This is a genomic window from Stenotrophomonas maltophilia (assembly GCF_001274595.1).
Lineage (GTDB): Bacteria > Pseudomonadota > Gammaproteobacteria > Xanthomonadales > Xanthomonadaceae > Stenotrophomonas > Stenotrophomonas forensis.
In genome coordinates, this window is record NZ_CP011010.1 from 3022686 (window position 1) to 3038626 (window position 15941).

At 67.5% G+C, this 15941-nt stretch carries 15 protein-coding genes; 9 read left to right on the forward strand and 6 right to left on the reverse strand.

The features are described from left to right. Window positions 1-147 precede the first annotated feature (147 nt). Window positions 148-954: an FHA domain-containing protein gene (locus VN11_RS13950; protein ID WP_053450180.1), complete on the reverse strand. Its 807-nt coding sequence runs from the start codon at window positions 952-954 to the stop codon at window positions 148-150. 125 nt (window positions 955-1079) lie between these two features. Here VN11_RS13950 and VN11_RS13955 point away from each other — a divergent pair, with 125 nt between their 5' ends. The 3 genes from VN11_RS13955 (at window position 1080) to VN11_RS13965 (ending at window position 3154) form a co-directional block, all read left to right on the forward strand. Then, a complete protein-coding gene (locus tag VN11_RS13955) occupies window positions 1080-1355 on the forward strand; it encodes a polyhydroxyalkanoic acid system family protein (protein WP_005417302.1) in 276 nt (91 codons plus the stop codon). Window positions 1356-1435: 80 nt separating this feature from the next. Further along, on the forward strand, window positions 1436-1927 hold the full coding sequence (locus tag VN11_RS13960; protein WP_053450181.1) for a phasin family protein: 492 nt from the start codon (window positions 1436-1438) through the stop codon (window positions 1925-1927). A gap of 237 nt (window positions 1928-2164) precedes the next feature. Continuing rightward, window positions 2165-3154, forward strand: a complete 990-nt coding sequence (locus VN11_RS13965) for a restriction endonuclease (RefSeq protein ID WP_053450182.1) — start codon at window positions 2165-2167, stop codon at window positions 3152-3154. Between the two features lie 120 nt (window positions 3155-3274). Here VN11_RS13965 and VN11_RS13970 read toward each other — a convergent pair whose 3' ends face one another. From VN11_RS13970 to VN11_RS13980, 4 genes are all read right to left on the reverse strand, one after another. Then, entirely contained in the window at window positions 3275-3667 is a 393-nt protein-coding gene (locus VN11_RS13970) for a type II toxin-antitoxin system HicB family antitoxin (protein ID WP_053450183.1), read from the reverse strand. A gap of 8 nt (window positions 3668-3675) precedes the next feature. Further along, the gene (locus tag VN11_RS21890; protein ID WP_080375008.1) at window positions 3676-3858 is read right to left on the reverse strand and encodes a type II toxin-antitoxin system HicA family toxin; all 183 of its coding nucleotides are present in this window, start codon (window positions 3856-3858) and stop codon (window positions 3676-3678) included. A 93-nt stretch (window positions 3859-3951) separates the two neighbouring features. Beyond that, window positions 3952-4680 carry a histidine utilization repressor gene (gene hutC, locus VN11_RS13975; RefSeq protein ID WP_053450184.1) on the reverse strand — a complete coding sequence of 243 codons (729 nt, stop codon included), beginning with the start codon at window positions 4678-4680 and terminating at the stop codon, window positions 3952-3954. Between the two features lie 27 nt (window positions 4681-4707). After that, complete coding sequence (locus tag VN11_RS13980; RefSeq protein WP_053450185.1) at window positions 4708-6078, reverse strand: formimidoylglutamate deiminase; 1371 nt, start codon at window positions 6076-6078, stop codon at window positions 4708-4710. A 67-nt stretch (window positions 6079-6145) separates the two neighbouring features. On the opposite strand from VN11_RS13980, the gene hutI reads away from it, so the two are divergent. From hutI to VN11_RS14010, 6 genes are all read left to right on the forward strand, one after another. After that, window positions 6146-7369 (forward strand): imidazolonepropionase, encoded by a 1224-nt coding sequence (gene hutI / locus VN11_RS13985; RefSeq protein ID WP_053451346.1) that lies wholly within the window; start codon window positions 6146-6148, stop codon window positions 7367-7369. Continuing rightward, entirely contained in the window at window positions 7366-8907 is a 1542-nt protein-coding gene (gene hutH, locus VN11_RS13990) for a histidine ammonia-lyase (RefSeq protein ID WP_053450186.1), read from the forward strand. The genes hutI and hutH overlap by 4 nt, the downstream gene beginning before the upstream one ends. Further along, window positions 8904-9758, forward strand: a complete 855-nt coding sequence (gene hutG / locus VN11_RS13995) for an N-formylglutamate deformylase (protein WP_053450187.1) — start codon at window positions 8904-8906, stop codon at window positions 9756-9758. Before hutH ends, hutG begins: the two co-directional genes overlap by 4 nt. Continuing rightward, window positions 9755-11422 carry a urocanate hydratase gene (hutU, locus tag VN11_RS14000; protein ID WP_053450188.1) on the forward strand — a complete coding sequence of 556 codons (1668 nt, stop codon included), beginning with the start codon at window positions 9755-9757 and terminating at the stop codon, window positions 11420-11422. The genes hutG and hutU overlap by 4 nt, the downstream gene beginning before the upstream one ends. 164 nt (window positions 11423-11586) lie before the next feature. Continuing rightward, window positions 11587-13023, forward strand: a complete 1437-nt coding sequence (locus VN11_RS14005) for a serine hydrolase domain-containing protein (RefSeq protein WP_053450189.1) — start codon at window positions 11587-11589, stop codon at window positions 13021-13023. A gap of 232 nt (window positions 13024-13255) precedes the next feature. Beyond that, a complete protein-coding gene (locus tag VN11_RS14010) occupies window positions 13256-15364 on the forward strand; it encodes a TonB-dependent receptor family protein (protein ID WP_053450190.1) in 2109 nt (702 codons plus the stop codon). Window positions 15365-15545: 181 nt separating this feature from the next. On the opposite strand, the gene VN11_RS14015 is transcribed toward VN11_RS14010, so the two are convergent. Next, the gene (locus tag VN11_RS14015) at window positions 15546-15929 is read right to left on the reverse strand and encodes a nuclear transport factor 2 family protein (RefSeq protein WP_053450191.1); all 384 of its coding nucleotides are present in this window, start codon (window positions 15927-15929) and stop codon (window positions 15546-15548) included. Window positions 15930-15941 lie beyond the last annotated feature (12 nt).

Here is a 15941-nt window from a genome sequence, read left to right on the forward strand (position 1 = left end):
AATTTGGTTTCATTGGAATCCATTGGCCGCGCGCACAGCACCGGTAGCCGCCAACCTTGGTTGGCGTACGCCGCAAGGCGTCATGCCCGCCGAAGAAGCGTGCCGACCAAGGTCGGCACCCACCAGAGCGGCCCCCGAGGGTTCAGATCAGCGCGCGCCGAACCAGAGCAGCAGGCTGAGCAGTGCGGCCAGCAGCAGCGCACTGACCAGCAGCCACGGCCAGCGCCGGACCTTGCGCGGCACGGCCGGCAGCACCGGCGCCTGCTCCGCGTCCTGGCCGGACTCGGCCTCGGCCGGCAGCGGCCGACGGCGCGGGTCGTGCGGCACTTCCAGCACGAAACGGTGCTGGCCATCGAACACGACCTGGTCGCCGGCCTGCAGCCAGCAGTGGCGCACGGCCACGCCGTTGACCCGGGTACCGTCGGCACTGCCCAGGTCGCGAAGCAGTACGCGCTCGCCGTGCACTTCTACGCGGGCGTGCTGCTCGGCGAACGCCGGGTCATCGATGGCGATGTCGGCCTCGCTGCCGCGGCCAATCAGGCGGGCCCGCGACAGATTGAAGCCGCGCCCATGATGGAGGCCACCGACACCGCGCAGCAGGCGCTGCTGTTCGTCGCTGACCTCTTCGTTTTTCGGCGCCGGCGCCTGCAACAGGCTTTCGACCTCACCCTGCAGCACCATCTCCACGCCATCCACATACACTGCGTCGCCTGCACGCAACAGGGCCATCCGGCGCACCGGCCGGCCGTTCACGTGGATGCCGCGGATACCGTTGCCGACCTGCAGCCAGAGGCCGCGGTCGTCCATGCAGAACTGCGCCAGCAGCAGGGCGCCGTTGCCGGCGTCGCCGAGCCGCACGCTGCCGTTGGCCTGGCGCACGATGCGCTGCACCCCGGGCCGCAGGGGCTGGTCGGGCTGTTGTTGCTGACTGAAGTGAACAAGCAGGTTCTGCACGCGGCGCAGCCTAGCAGGTTGGCCGCCAACGAAGAAGAACCTGCGATGAGTGCTTGGCGCGAAGGCCCTCGATGCGCACAATGCTCGCCCTCATTGATCATCCCCGCCCTGCGCCAGGAGCCTGCATGTCCACCATCGATGTCCGCCACGCCCACGCCCTGCCCGACGCACAGGCGCGCGCGGCAATCGAACAGGTTGCCGCCAAGCTGTCCGAGCGCTTCGGCCTGAAGTCCTCGTGGACCGCCGATGTGCTGAATTTCTCCGGCAGCGGCGTGGACGGCGCGATCGAACTGCAGCCGGGCGCCGTGCGCGTGACCGCCAAGCTGGGCTTCCTGCTGTCGGCGATGAAGGGCATGGTCGAAGGCGAGATCCAGCGCGTGCTGAAGGAAAAGCTGGGCTGAATCCCGGCGGCGGCCGTCACGGCCGTGCAACGCCAACGCGCGCTACTCTCGGGACAGGCCCAACTCCCACGGGAAGTGCGATGAACCGCTACGAAAACGACGACCGCCGCGACGACGACGCCTCTTTCGGTGACCAGGCCGAGCGCTTCTCGCGCAAGCTGAGCGACTCGGCCCAGCAGGTCTGGCTGGCCGGCCTTGGCGCACTCGGACGTGCCCAGGCCGAAGGCAGCCGTTTCTTTGATGGCCTGGTGAAGGAAGGCGAGGCCTGGGAGTCGCGCCGCCGTGAACGCAGCGGCGAGCAGGGCCCGGGCTGGCGTGACAACGTGGAATCGTCGCTGGACGAAGCCCGCGAAAAGGCCTCCGGCACCTGGAACAAGGTCGAAAAGGCCTTCGACGACCAGGTGCAGGGCGTCCTCAAGCGCCTGCATGTACCCACCGCCGACGAAGTGACGGCGCTGGAAGCCCGCATTGATGCCCTGCATGCGCGCCTGGCCAAGCTGGAGAACCGCGCCGCCTCCGGCGGCGACGCTCCCGCCCCGGGCAGCCATCAGTCACCGGACAGCGTGCCCTGACCGCCATTGTTGCAATGCAATAAATTTTGATTGACAATCGCGAGCAACCCGCCAATCGCTTCGGCTGCCGTTTGTTCCCTCCCCTCACGGCTTCAGGATTGGCGGGTTTTTCGTGTCCGCCGTATGCCGAATCTGCGTGCGCCGTCACGTTTCCTGTCAGGAACCTCCTGACCCAGCGGCGCGATACGACCTTTACACTGTCGTCTTCCGCACTCGTCCCCTCCGCGCACCTCCTGCATGCTCCCCTGGATCCTGGCCCTGCTGTCGGCCCTGTTTAGCTGTTCCCTTGCCGTTGTCTATCTGTGGTGGATCAAGCGGCGGCAGAAGGAGATGCAACTCGGCCTGCAGGCCCTGGCCGGCATGCACTGGCGCGAATTCTCGGTACTGGTCAAGCGCATGCTGCGCGAGCAGCGTGGCCTGCGCGAACTGAATGACCCTTCCGAGGAATCCCGCGAGCCGAGCAGTGATTTCCTGCTCAGCGACGGCCCGAACCAGTGGCTGGTGTCATGCAAGCATGGCCTGGCCTACCGCATCGGCACCGCCGCGGTGAATGAACTGGGCGCGGCTGCACGCCTGGCCGGCGCCAGGGGCGGTGTGCTGCTGACCGAGGGCCGGATCGAACGCGATGGCCGCAGTGCTGCGGAAAAGCAGGCGGTTGAAGTGCTGGACGGCCCACGCCTGTGGCCACTGCTGCAACCCTACCTGCCGGGCGACATCGAAGCGCGCGTGCGCGCCAGCGCCAGGCATGAGGCGCTGCGCCGGATCGCCATAGCCGCACTGGGCTCGGTCACGCTCGGGTTGCTGGTCGGCCTGGGCCTGCAGGGGCTGCACATGGAAGAGGCCAGACCTGTTGCAACTGCACCGATAGCGGCGGCGCCTGCGGTCGCACCCGCAACCGAGCCGGCCCCGGCTGCGGCAGCGCCGGCCACTGCACCGACCCCCTCGGATACTGACGCGCGCCGCAATCCGAACCCGGATGCGGCCACCCTGGATCGCTACCAGGCCGAGCTCGCCCGTGCCCTCGCCGGCAAGCCCGGCATTGCCAGCGGCGTGTGGCTGACCCGGCAGACCCTGGCGATCAACCGCACTGGTGAACTGGACGCGGTGTGGCCACGGGTCTGCGAGGAAGTGCTGCACTACCCCGCTCTGCGCAACGTGCGCATCCAGCTCAATGCCCGCCCCGGCGTGGATGAGCCGGTGCGCTGGCGGCAGTGCGCTACGTATTGATGGGCGAATCCGGCAGATCCACGCCATGCGTGGATGCCACCTGCAGAGTCGAGCCACGCTCGACTCATCGCGCGTCGCGCAACAGCAGCCGAGCATGGCTCGGCTCTACATCGCGCCTGCTCAGCCCAATGCAGCCAGATGGGCGATGTAACTGGAACGCGATTCACCCGCCGCTCTTGCCTGTGCATCCAGTCTCGCCAGGATCCGGCGTGGCAGGCTGATGTTGACCCGCTCGATGGTGTCGTCCAGCAGCGCCGGGTCAATGCAGATGTAGGCAAGAATCCAGCGGGTGTCCCTTGATGCCTCGGCGGCGATCTTCTGGGGTGCGGAAGGTGTCGGAATCGAGCGCCCGTCATCCAGGGCCGCGTCGATCCAGGCAAGCGCAGCCTCTTCCGCAGCGCTGAGCGCATCATCAAGCGTGTCGGCCGCCGAGAAGCACCCGGGCAGATCCGGAACGACGACGCCCCACGCGGTACGTTCATCGCCTGCCTCGATCAAGACTGGATAGCGCATGGGACCTCCTACGTCAGCCCTGCGAGCTTCCGCAACGCCAGCACCAGCCCCTTTCCCAGATCCTTCCTTGGATGAGGCACGGTGATGATGTGAGGGCACTGCGGGTGCACGAATACATGATGGGATCCGCGAATCCGCCGACAGGTCCAACCTGCCGCTTCCAGATCCCGGATGAGCTCCCTGCTCTTCATGCAGGGACGATACACATCGTACACACGCCCCGACAGAGTTCAAGGCGACAGCCGTTCCGCACCAGTAGATCCACGCCATGCGTGGATGGCCCCCTAGCGCGCCCCAGGCGCAAAGCGCGCCACCAGATCCCAGGCGTCGCCCAGGAACACCTGCCGCACGCGGGTGATCGGCTGTTCACCGCGCCAGGTCAGGCGCTCGATCACCAGGCAGGCGGTGCCGGGCTTCACGTCCAGCAGCTTGGCCGTGGCGCTGTCCGCGCCCCAGGCACTGATGCGGTGCTGGGCCCGGGTCCATGACACGTTCTGCAGCAGCCAGCTGCCCGGTGCGGTGGTGTTGAAATCGACCTCCAGCACCTCGGGCACGCCCACCGGACTGATCAAGCGGTGTTCCAGCGCCAGCGGGCGACCATCGGCCAGGTGCAGGCAGCGCATCGCCAGCAGCTTCTGCTGCCCGGCCAGCTCCACTTCACCGGCATTGCCGGCGTCGGCCAGGCGCAGTTCACGTCGCAGCAGGCGGTAGCCATACTGATGGCCGCGCGAGCCGACCTCCATCGCGATATCGGGGATCTCCAGCGCCACCTGCTCCAGGTGCGGCGGCTGCCGCGCCACGAACGAGCCGGCGCGACGGCGGCGCTCGATCATGCCGCTCTCGGCCAGTGCGGTCAGCACCTTGTTCACCGTCATCCGCGAGCAACCGTACTGCTCCATCAGCTCGTGCTCGTACGGAATACGGAAGCCCGGCGCCCACTCTCCGCTGAGGATGCGGCTTTCCAGATCGCTGCGGATACGCTGGTTGAGCGTGGCGGACTTGCTGGCCTTCACGTAATGGGGTCTCGGTGGCGGGGGCGATCAGCCCAGCACGCCCTTCAGTGCGGCGGCGAAGGCGGTGGTGATCGCCTCGCGCTGCAGGTGGCGGCCGTCGGCCACGTACTGGCGGCCATGGCGCCAGACCGATCGCAGCGCGCCATTACGTGCGGCGAACACCCAGCTGTCAAGCCATGCGTCGTCCTGTCGCGCCTGCAGCGCGGGATGCGCAGCGTCCAGTTCAACCAGGTCGGCACTGGCACCGACCTGCAGTCCGGCGGCCACGCCCAGCGCCTGCGCACCGCCGTGCAGTGCGCCCTCGAACAGGAAGCGACCGGTGCTGCGGGTGGCATCCGGGGCCAGCACATTGCGCCCGCGCAGGGTCAGGCGCTGGCCGTACTCGAGCAGGCGCAGTTCTTCAGCCACGTCGATCAGCACATTGGAATCGGAACCGACGCCGAAGCGACCGCCTTCGCGTGCGAACGCCTGCATCGGGAACAGGCCATCGCCCAGGTTGGCCTCGGTGATCGGGCACAGGCCGGCCACGGCCTGGCTGGCCACAATGGCTGCGCGCTCGTCGTCGGTGATGTGGGTGGCATGCACCAGGCACCAGCGCGCGTCCACCGGCACATGGTTATACAGCCACTGCACCGGGCGCTGGCCGCTCCAGGCCAGGCAGGCCTCGACTTCGCGCACCTGTTCGGCGATGTGAATGTGCACCGGGCCTTCGGTGAGCGGCAACAATGCACCCAGTTCCTCGCCCGTGACTGCACGCAGACTGTGCGGCGCGATGCCGAGCACCGCATCGGGCAGCGCGTCCAATGCCGGCTTGGCGGCCTCCAACAGCTGCGCGAAGCCGTCCACATCGTGGATCAAGCGACGCTGCGCGGGATTCGGCGCCGCACCGCCAAAATCGGCATGGGCATAGAACACCGGCAACAGGGTCAGGCCGATGCCGGTCTGCTCGGCCGCCGCCGCAATCCGCGCGCTCATCTCGGCACGGTTGGCATACGGGCGGCCGTCGGCGTCGTGGTGCAGATAGTGGAATTCGCCAACGCGGGTGAAACCACTTTCCAGCATTTCCATATAGGCCTGGGCGGCGATGGCCTGCACCGCGTCCGGGCGCAGGTGGGCCAGGAAGCGGTACATCAGCTCGCGCCAGCTCCAGAAACTGTCGCCGTCACCGCCGCCGATCTCGGTCAGGCCGGCCATGCCGCGCTGGAACGCGTGGCTGTGCAGGTTGGGCAGGCCCGGCACCAGGATGCCGACCCGGGTATCGCCCGGCTGCGTACCCTGGCCCGCGCGGATGTCCGTGATGCGGCCGTCCTGCACCTGCAGCTGGACATCGCGGGCCCAGCCCCCGGCCAGCAGGGCGTGGGCGGCATGGAATCTGTGGGGGGAACGCGAATCGGACATGGCTGGACAACCCGAAATGGACGCCTATATTGTATAGACATATAAGCACAGCCGCGTTGTGGATGCCATGCACGTCGATACTCTCTGGTCCAACGTCCACCTGATCACCCTCGACGGCGACGGCCTGGGCGTCATCCGCGATGGCGTGCTGGCCTGCGCCGACGGACGCATCGTCCATGTCGGCACCGCCGGCAGCGATGCCCACCTGCAACCGACCACCCGCATCGACGGCGAAGGCCGCTGGATCTCGCCGGGACTGATCGACTGCCACACCCATCTGGTCTACGCCGGCAACCGCGCCAACGAGTTCGAGCAGCGCCTGCAGGGCGTCAGCTATGCGGAGATCGCCCGTGCCGGCGGCGGCATCGTCTCCACCGTACGCGCCACCCGCGCCGCCACGCCGGAACAGCTGGCCCGCGAAAGCCGCCCACGCCTGCTGGCGATGCGCGCCGAAGGCGTGACCACGCTCGAGATCAAATCCGGCTACGGCCTGACCCTGCCCGACGAACGCAAGCAGTTGCAGGTGGCGCGTGCGCTGGGCGAGGAATGCCGGGTCAACGTGGTGACCACCTTCCTCGGCGCACATGCCATCCCGCCGGGCCGCGAGGCACAGGAGTACACCGACGAGGTGTGCAACGTGATGATTCCGACCATCGCCGCCGAAGGCCTGGCCGAAGCGGTGGACGTGTTCTGCGAGAACATCGCCTTCTCGCCCGCACAGGCGCGGCAGGTGTTCGAGGCGGCACGTGCCCACGGGCTGGCGGTGAAGATCCATGCCGAGCAGCTGAGCAACCAGCATGGCGCCGAACTGGCGGCCGGCTTCGGTGCACTCTCGGCCGACCATATCGAACACCTCGATGACGCCGGCATCGCGGCAATGGCCGCCGCCGGCACCGTCGCAGTGCTGCTGCCCGGCGCCTTCTATTTCACCCGCGATACCACCCTGCCGCCGATCGCGGCGCTGCGTGCGGCCGGGGTGCCGCTGGCGCTGGCCACCGACAGCAACCCGGGCACCTCGCCCCTGACCAGCCCGCTGCTGGCGATGAACATGGGCGCCACCCTGTTCCGCCTGACCGTGGACGAGTGCATCGCCGGCTTCACCCGTGAAGCGGCGCGTGCACTGGGCCATGGCAACCGTATCGGCCGACTGGCCGTGGGCATGGACTGCGACCTGGCGATCTGGGACATCGACGCCCCCGCCGACCTGGTCTATCGCATTGGATTCAACCCGCTGCACGCGCGCGTGGTGCGCGGACAGCCCGACCTGCCTGCCTCCTGGAGCAACACATGAGCAACACCCTGGTTCTTCGCCCCGGCCACGTCACTCTCGCCCAGTGGCGGCAGGTCTATCGCGGCGCGCCGCTGGCACTGGACGCGGCCGCGCTGCCGGTGGTACGTGCCAGTGCCGCAGCCGTGGCCGCCATCGTCGCCAAGGGCGCGCCGGTCTATGGCATCAACACCGGCTTCGGCAAGCTGGCCAGCGTGCGCATCGAGCGCGAGGACCTGGCCACACTGCAGCGGAACATCGTGCTCTCGCACGCGGCAGGCGTCGGCGAGCCAATGCCGGCCAGCGTGGTGCGCCTGATGATGGCGCTGAAGCTGGTCAGCCTGGCGCAGGGTGCTTCGGGCATCCGCGAGGACACCCTGCTGCTGCTGGAAGCGATGCTGGTCAAGGGCGTGCTGCCGGTGGTGCCGGCACAGGGCTCGGTGGGCGCATCAGGCGACCTGGCACCGCTCTCGCACCTGGCCAGCGTGATGCTGGGCGTGGGCGAAGCCTTCATCGGCGACGAACGCCTGCCGGCCGTCGATGCTCTGGCACGCGCCGGTCTGCAGCCGATCGAACTGGGCGCGAAGGAAGGCCTGGCGTTGCTCAACGGCACCCAGTTCTCCACCGCCTATGCGCTGGCCGGCCTGTTCGAAATCGAGACCGTGTTCCAGGCCGCGCTGGTCACCGGTGCGCTGTCGGTGGAAGCGGCCAAGGGCTCCGATACGCCGTTCGATCCGCGCATCCACGCCATCCGTGGGCAGCGCGGGCAGATCGCCACCGCTGCCACGCTGCGCACGCTGATGCAGGGCTCGGACATCCGCGAATCGCACCGTGACAACGACGTGCGCGTGCAGGACCCGTACTGCCTGCGCTGCCAGCCGCAGGTGATGGGCGCCGCACTGGACATCCTGCGCCAGGCCGCGACCACGCTGGAAATCGAAGCCAATGGCGTGTCCGACAATCCGCTGGTGTTCACCGACACCGGCGAAGCCCTTTCCGGTGGCAACTTCCACGCCGAGCCGGTCGCCTTTGCCGCCGACATGCTGGCGATGGCGGTGTGCGAGATCGGTTCGATCAGCGAGCGCCGCCTGGCCATGCTGGTCGACCCGGCGCTGTCCGGCCTGCCGGCGTTCCTGACCCCGCGCCCGGGGCTGAATTCCGGCTTCATGATTCCGCAGGTCACCGCCGCCGCGCTGGTCTCGGAAAACAAGCAGCGCGCCTACCCCGCCAGTGTTGATTCGATCCCGACCTCGGCCAACCAGGAAGACCATGTGTCGATGGCCGCGCACGGCGCGCGCCGCCTGATGCAGATGGCTGAGAACGCGGCCAACGTGATCGGCATCGAGCTGCTGGCCGCCGCGCAGGGCTGCGACTTCCACGCCCCGCTGCGCTCCAGCATCGCGCTGGAAAGCGTGCGCGCCACCCTGCGCGCACAGGTGCCGACGCTGGAAGAAGATCGCTACTTCCACCCGGACATGGTGACCGCCACGAACCTGGTGCGCAGCGGCGCGCTGGCGCAGGGCCTGAGCGATCTGTTGCCGACCGTGGAACCGCAGGCATGAATGCCCATCCCGAATGGCTGACCGTGCACGAGGGCGACGCCCCCCTCATCGTCAGCTTCCCGCATACCGGCAGCGAGCTGCCGCATGACCTGATCGGCCACTACCACTCGCCGTGGTTGGCACGCCGCGATGCCGACTGGTGGGTGCACGAGTTGTACGACTTCGTGCGTGGCATGGGCGCAACCACCGTGCGCTCGGCGATCTCACGTTCGGTGATCGATCTCAATCGTGATCCCAGCGGTGTCTCGCTGTACCCGGGCCAGAACACCACCGGCCTGTGCCCGCTGACAACCTTCGACAACCAGCCGCTGTACCACGCCGGGCGCGAACCGGATGACGCGGAAATCGCGCGCCGCCGCGATACCTATTTCCTGCCTTACCACGATGCGCTGGCCGCGCAGATCACCCGCCTGCGCGCACGCCATGGCACCGTGGTGGTGTACGACGCGCACTCGATCCGCTCGCACATTCCACACCTGTTCGACGGCGAACTGCCGCAGTTCAACCTGGGCACCGCCGGCCCCTCCGGCGCACCGGACACCTCCTGCGACAACGCGTTGAGCGATGTAGTGGAGAACCTGCTGAAAATCAGTGGCATGAGCCAGGTGCGCAACGGCCGCTTCAAGGGCGGCTGGATCACACGCCACTACAGCAACGTCGCCGGCGGCGTGCACAGCCTGCAGATGGAACTGGCCTGCCGCGGCTACATGCACGAGCCGCTGCCCGACCAGGTGGACGAACACAGTTGGCCCACCCCGCTCGACCCCGACCACGCCGCACCGCTGCGCCACACCCTGGCGCAGGTGCTCAATGCCTGCCTTGAATTCGCAACGAACCGGAGCGCCGCATGACCCGCAACGACCCGTCCCGCACCATTGCCGCGCCGACCGGCACCACGCTCAACGCCAAAAGCTGGCTGACCGAAGCGCCGCTGCGCATGCTGATGAACAACCTGCACCCGGACGTGGCCGAACGGCCGCAGGAACTGGTGGTGTACGGCGGCATCGGCCGCGCCGCGCGCGATTGGGAGAGCTTCGATGCGATCGTCGAAACGCTCAAGCGCCTGGACGACGACCAGACCCTGCTGGTGCAGTCGGGCAAGCCGGTGGGCGTGTTCCGCACCCACGCCGACGCACCGCGCGTGCTGATCGCCAATTCCAACCTGGTGCCGCGCTGGGCCAACTGGGACCACTTCAACGAGCTGGATAAGAAGGGCCTGGCCATGTACGGCCAGATGACCGCCGGCAGCTGGATCTACATCGGCGCGCAGGGCATCGTGCAGGGCACCTACGAGACCTTCGTGGAGATGGGCCGCCAGCACTTCGGTGGCGACCTGACCGGCAAGTGGCTGTTCACCGGCGGCCTGGGCGGCATGGGCGGCGCGCAGCCGCTGGCCGCGGTGATGGCCGGCGCCTCGTGCCTGGCCGTCGAGTGCCGCAAGAGCAGCATCGACATGCGCCTGCGCACCGGTTACCTGGATACCTGGACCGACAACCTAGACGAAGCGCTGCGCCTGATCGACGAATCGTGCAAGGCCGGTACGCCCAAGTCGGTAGGCCTGCTCGGCAACGTCGCCGATGTGTTGGCCGAACTGCTCAAGCGCGGCGTGAAGCCCGACCTGCTGACCGACCAGACCTCCGCGCACGACCCGGTGAACGGCTACCTGCCGCAGGGCTGGACCGTCGAGCAGTGGGACGACAAGCGCGTATCCGCTCCCAAGGAAGTGGAGAAGGCTGCACGCGCGTCGATGGCCAACCACATCCGCGCCATGCTCGGCTTCCACGCGCTGGGCGTGCCGACCGTGGACTACGGCAACAACCTGCGGCAGATGGCGCTGGAAGAAGGCGTGGAGAACGCGTTCGACTTCCCCGGTTTCGTGCCGGCCTATATCCGTCCGCTGTTCTGCCGCGGCATCGGCCCATTCCGCTGGGCGGCATTGAGCGGTGACCCGGAAGACATCGCCAAGACCGATGCCAAGGTGAAGGAACTGATTCCGGACAACCCGCACCTGCATCGCTGGCTGGACATGGCCGCCGAGAAGATCAAGTTCCAGGGCCTGCCGGCGCGCATCTGCTGGGTCGGCCTGGGCGACCGTGATCGCCTCGGCCTGGCCTTCAACGAGATGGTCGCCAACGGCGAACTGAAGGCGCCGGTGGTGATCGGCCGTGACCACTTGGACAGCGGCAGCGTGGCATCGCCGAACCGCGAAACCGAAGCCATGGCCGACGGCTCCGATGCAGTGTCCGACTGGCCACTGCTGAACGCCCTGCTCAACACCGCCAGCGGCGCCACCTGGGTGTCGCTGCATCACGGCGGCGGCGTCGGCATGGGCTTCTCGCAGCACGCCGGCATGGTGATCGTCTGCGACGGCACCGATGCGGCGGCCAAGCGTATCGGCCGCGTGCTGTGGAACGACCCGGCCACCGGCGTGATGCGCCATGCCGATGCCGGCTATGAGATCGCGATTGACTGCGCGAAGGAAAAGGGACTGGATCTGCCGGGAATCCTGGGCTGATCGCAGGGGTGCCGGCCAGCGGCCGGCACTACCGGGCACGTTCCGCCCTGGCAGGTGTGGTAGTGCCGGCCGCTGGCCGGCTCTCCCTGATGCGGGAATCGGTGCTCTTGACCCGATCTCCCGCCGTGACCAAGATGCGCCATCGCCGCTGACGGATCACCGCGATGTACCGCACCCTTGTTGCTGCATTGCTCTGCGCCCTGGCCATCGCCCTGCCCGCCTCGGCGCGTGACGTCCCTACCGGCCTTTCTTCCCGGCTCGACGCCCAACTGCAGGCCAACCGCGAACGCTACGGTATTGCCGGCCAGGCAGTACTGGTCGCGCACAACGGGAAGGTGCTCTACCAGGGCGCCAGCGGTGAACGCGACCCGGCCACGCATGCGCCTGCCACCGTCGATACCATCTTCGCCTCGCAGTCGGTGGCCAAACTGCTGACCAGCACGCTGGTGATGCAGCTGGTGGAACAGGGCAAGGTGGACCTGGATGCACCCGCCAGCCGCTATGTTCCGGACTTGCCGTCGGCATGGCAGGCGATCTCCGTGCGCGATTTTCTCAACCACAGTTCCGGCATTGGCGAGTACGCCGACCGCCGCGACGGCCACTGGATCAGCAAGGGCTATGACGGCATGGCACCCGATCTCGCCTCGGCGCTGAAGGTGGCCGGTGCAGCACCACTCATATTCGCCACCGGCAGCCGCGTGCAATACACCCAAGCCAACTACCTGGTGCTGACGGCGCTGCTGGAAGCGCACTACCGCAAGCCCTACCCGGCCATCGCGCGCGAACGCATCCTGCAGCCGCTGAAGATGACCAGCACTTCATGGGGCGCAGCCAGCGTACCGGCGCAGCGCGCGGCGGTGCCGTACATCGGCGAGGACGGCACATTGCAGCCCGCCAACGAAGATCCGTGGCCGAACTACGGCTGGGGCCATGCCGATCTGCAGACCACCGTGGGCGACATGAACCGTTTCCTGCAGGCGCTGGCGACCGGAAAGCTGGTACGCACGGCGACGCTGGAAAAACTATGGCAGCCGCAGAAGCTGAGCGGTGGCGGCAGCAACTTTTTCTCCACTGGTTGGGACACCACGCACAGCGACGACTACACCCAGGTCGGTCACGATGGTGGCACCCGCGTACGGGTGCGGCTGGCCTACAAGGACACGCTGGCCAGTGGCTACTGGGTGTTCGTGTACCTGACCAATGGCAGCGCGCGCAATGTGTGGTCGAGCACGTTGGTGGAGAGCACGATGGCGGTGGCCGCACCTGTCGAGTTTCCGCATGCGGTGCTGTCGGAGCGACTGATCGCCTATGCACAGGATGATGATGCCGGCGCCGCGCAGGCGATGCGGGCCTGGTTGCGCGACGACACGCGGATTACGGGCAACGAACGGGAGCGTGCGATCAATGCGAGCGGCTATGCCATCCGCGGGAGTCTGGGCGCGCGCAAGGCGCTGAAGGTGTTCACCCTCAATACCGAGCTGTATCCGGATTCGGCCAATACCTGGGACAGCCTCGCCGAGTGCCATGCGGCGCTGGGCGAGAAGGAAACGTCTGATCGGCTGTATGCGAAGGCCAAGGCGCTGGCGAAGCCTTCACCGTAAACCGATTGTAGAGACGAGCTTGCTCGACTGCTTCTCTGCATCGGAGTCGAGCACGGCTCGACGCTACAAGTGCGAAAGAGCAGTCGAGCAAGCTCGACTCTACAAGTGCGAAAGAGCAGTCGAGCAAGCTCGACTCTACAAGTGCGCGGGCGGCCATACGCCGCCGATGGGTGACGCGGCGCGCGCGACCTGTTAACTTGCGCGCCACTTTCGTGGTTTACAGCAGTCCCGCATGTCGCTCTCGTCGTACCGCCCCACTCCGTCGCCACTGTTCCTGGCCGTTTCTCTCGGCCTCGCCGCTACCGCCCACGCCGCCCCGCAGGCCACCACGCTGGATGCGGTGCAAGTCACCGCCGCCGATGCCAGCGCCCAGGCACGCGAGGCGTTGAAGCGCGTGCCCGGCGCCAGCAACGTCATCGATGTGGCCAAGGCCGACAGCCGACTGTCCAGCAGCGCCGATGTGCTGGCCTACCAGCCGGGTATCAGCGTGCAATCGCCGGGCAACGAGGGCACCAAGGTCTCCATCCGCGGCTCCGGCATCAACCGCGGCCCGGGCGCGCACGCCTCGGGTATTGCCGTGTCGATCGATGGCCTGCCGTTGACCGGACCGGGCGGCACGCCCTACGAGCTGCTGGAACCGCTGTGGCTGTCGCGCGTGGAAGTGCTGCGCGGGGCCAACGGTTTCGAGCGTGGCGCGCTGGCACTCGGCGGTGCCATCGACTACGTCAGCCGCAGCGGCCGCGATTCGGCGGGCGTGCAACTGCATTACGAAGCCGGCAGCCGTGGCTACCAGAAGCGCGGGATCAGCTGGGGGGGTGTCAGTGGCGATGTCGACTACTTCCTGGCCTACACCGATACCGAATTCGACGGTTACCAGTACCATGCCCGTGGCGACGGCAAGGGCGCGATGGCCAACATCGGCTGGCAGATCACGCCCGACCTGCAGACGCGCTTCTTCGTTCGCTACCGCGAAACCAATCACGAGACGCCCGGGCGCCTGACCCGCGACCAGATCCGCAACGACCCGCGTGCGGCGAACCCGGCCAACCTGGCCATTGATGCGCGCCGCCCGCAGCCGGGCAGCACGTGGGTGGGCAATGTCACCACGCTGCAGATCGATGAGGATTCCTCGCTGCAGGCCGGGCTGGTCTATCACAAGTACCCGATGGACTTGAACGAGAGCCTGTACCGCCAGCAGCTGGACTACGCCAACCTCAATGCCACGCTGGACTATCGCCACCGCCACCGGCTGTTCGGCCTGGACAGCGAAACCAACGTTGGCCTGCGCGTCACCCACGACCTGGACGCCGACGTGCGCGAGTCGCTGCGCTTTGCCAACAATGGCTATGCCGCTGGCACGCGCACGCGTGACTTTAGCCACCACGGCACCGACAGCACCCTGCACGTCAGCAACACCCTCACGTTGAACGACCGCCTGCGCCTGCAGACCGGACTGGCGCTGATCAACACCCGCCGTGATGTGGAGGTGACCTGGCCGAGCAGTGGCGGCCGCCTGCGCGACCACGACTGGGACTACGCGCCTCGACTGGGCTTCACCTGGCAGCACAGCGCGCAGACGCAGTGGTTCGGCAACCTCAGCCGCTCGGTGGAGGCACCGCACCCGTGGTCGATGATCTGGGGCTCGAACCAGTACTTCGGGTCGGGCAATGGCCCATCCACCGGCCGCCAACGCGCGCCGGTGCCGATGCAGAACCAGACCGCCACCACGCTTGAGCTGGGCGCACGTGGCGATGCGGCGCTGGGCCGCTGGGAACTGACCGGCTACTACGCACACGTGAACCACGAACTGCTGAGCGTGGAGCTGCAGCCGGTGCCAAACCTGTTCATCGCCGAGAACAACGCCAGCCCGACCGTGCACCGTGGCATCGAGGCCGGCTTGGACAGCACGCTGTGGCAGGCCGCGCCGGGTCGCCTGTCATTGCGCCAGGCGTATACCTTCAGCGATTTCCGGTACCGACACGATGCGCGCTTCGGCAGCAACCTCCTGCCGGGCCTGCCGCGCCACAGCTACCAGGCCGAGCTGCGCTTCGACCACGCCTCCGGCCTGTACGCCGCGCTCAATACCGAGTACGCCTCGCGTATCGCGGTGGACTACGCCAACAGCTACTGGGCCGACAGCCATGTGATCTTCGGCAGCCGCATCGGTTACGACACACCCAATGGCCGCTGGCAGGCGTGGGCGGAGATGCGCAACATCGGCAACCGCCACTACGCCGCCACGGTCACGCCGGGCTATGACGATGCCGGCAAGGATGTAGCACGCTCTACGCCGGGCGAAGGCCGCGGCATCTATGCGGGTGTGCGCTGGCGCTTTGATTGAGCCACATTCCGGCCGGGCCACTCTCCATAGCAAAGAACAGCAGCAGCCCGGGCCCCCCAGCCCGGTGCCACCGGGTGCCGCGGATCGTGCAGCATGGACGCTTGAGAACCTGATGCAGCATGCTGGCATCCTTGCCGCGCACGCGTAGGCGGTGTTGCGCGGATTCCACCGCAGCCGCTCCTCAGCTGCGGTCGACGATCCGCACGATGCGACCGCCCTCGAAAGCGAACTCGCTGCGCCCCTTCAGTGCCAGTTCCGCGCCTGCGCGGGGGCCGCCGGGAATGTCCTGCGCGAACACGCCACGCCAGCCAATGCTGGCCAACGCCACGTCATCCTCGAAGGTCAGCCCAAGCAACTGCTGCTCCCGCTCGCGGAACATCTGCGCCGATTGCCGTGCCAGCTCAGCAAAGGCATCGATGCCTTCGGTGACCAAGGTCAGCTGGCCGCCGCTATGGTTTTCGAAGCGCACGTTGTGCGCCAGCACTGCCAGCATGGCGTCGATGTCGAAGCGGTTGTAGGCCTGCAGGTAGTGCTCGATCAGGTGGCGGCAATGCGATTCGTCCATGGCGACGTCCAG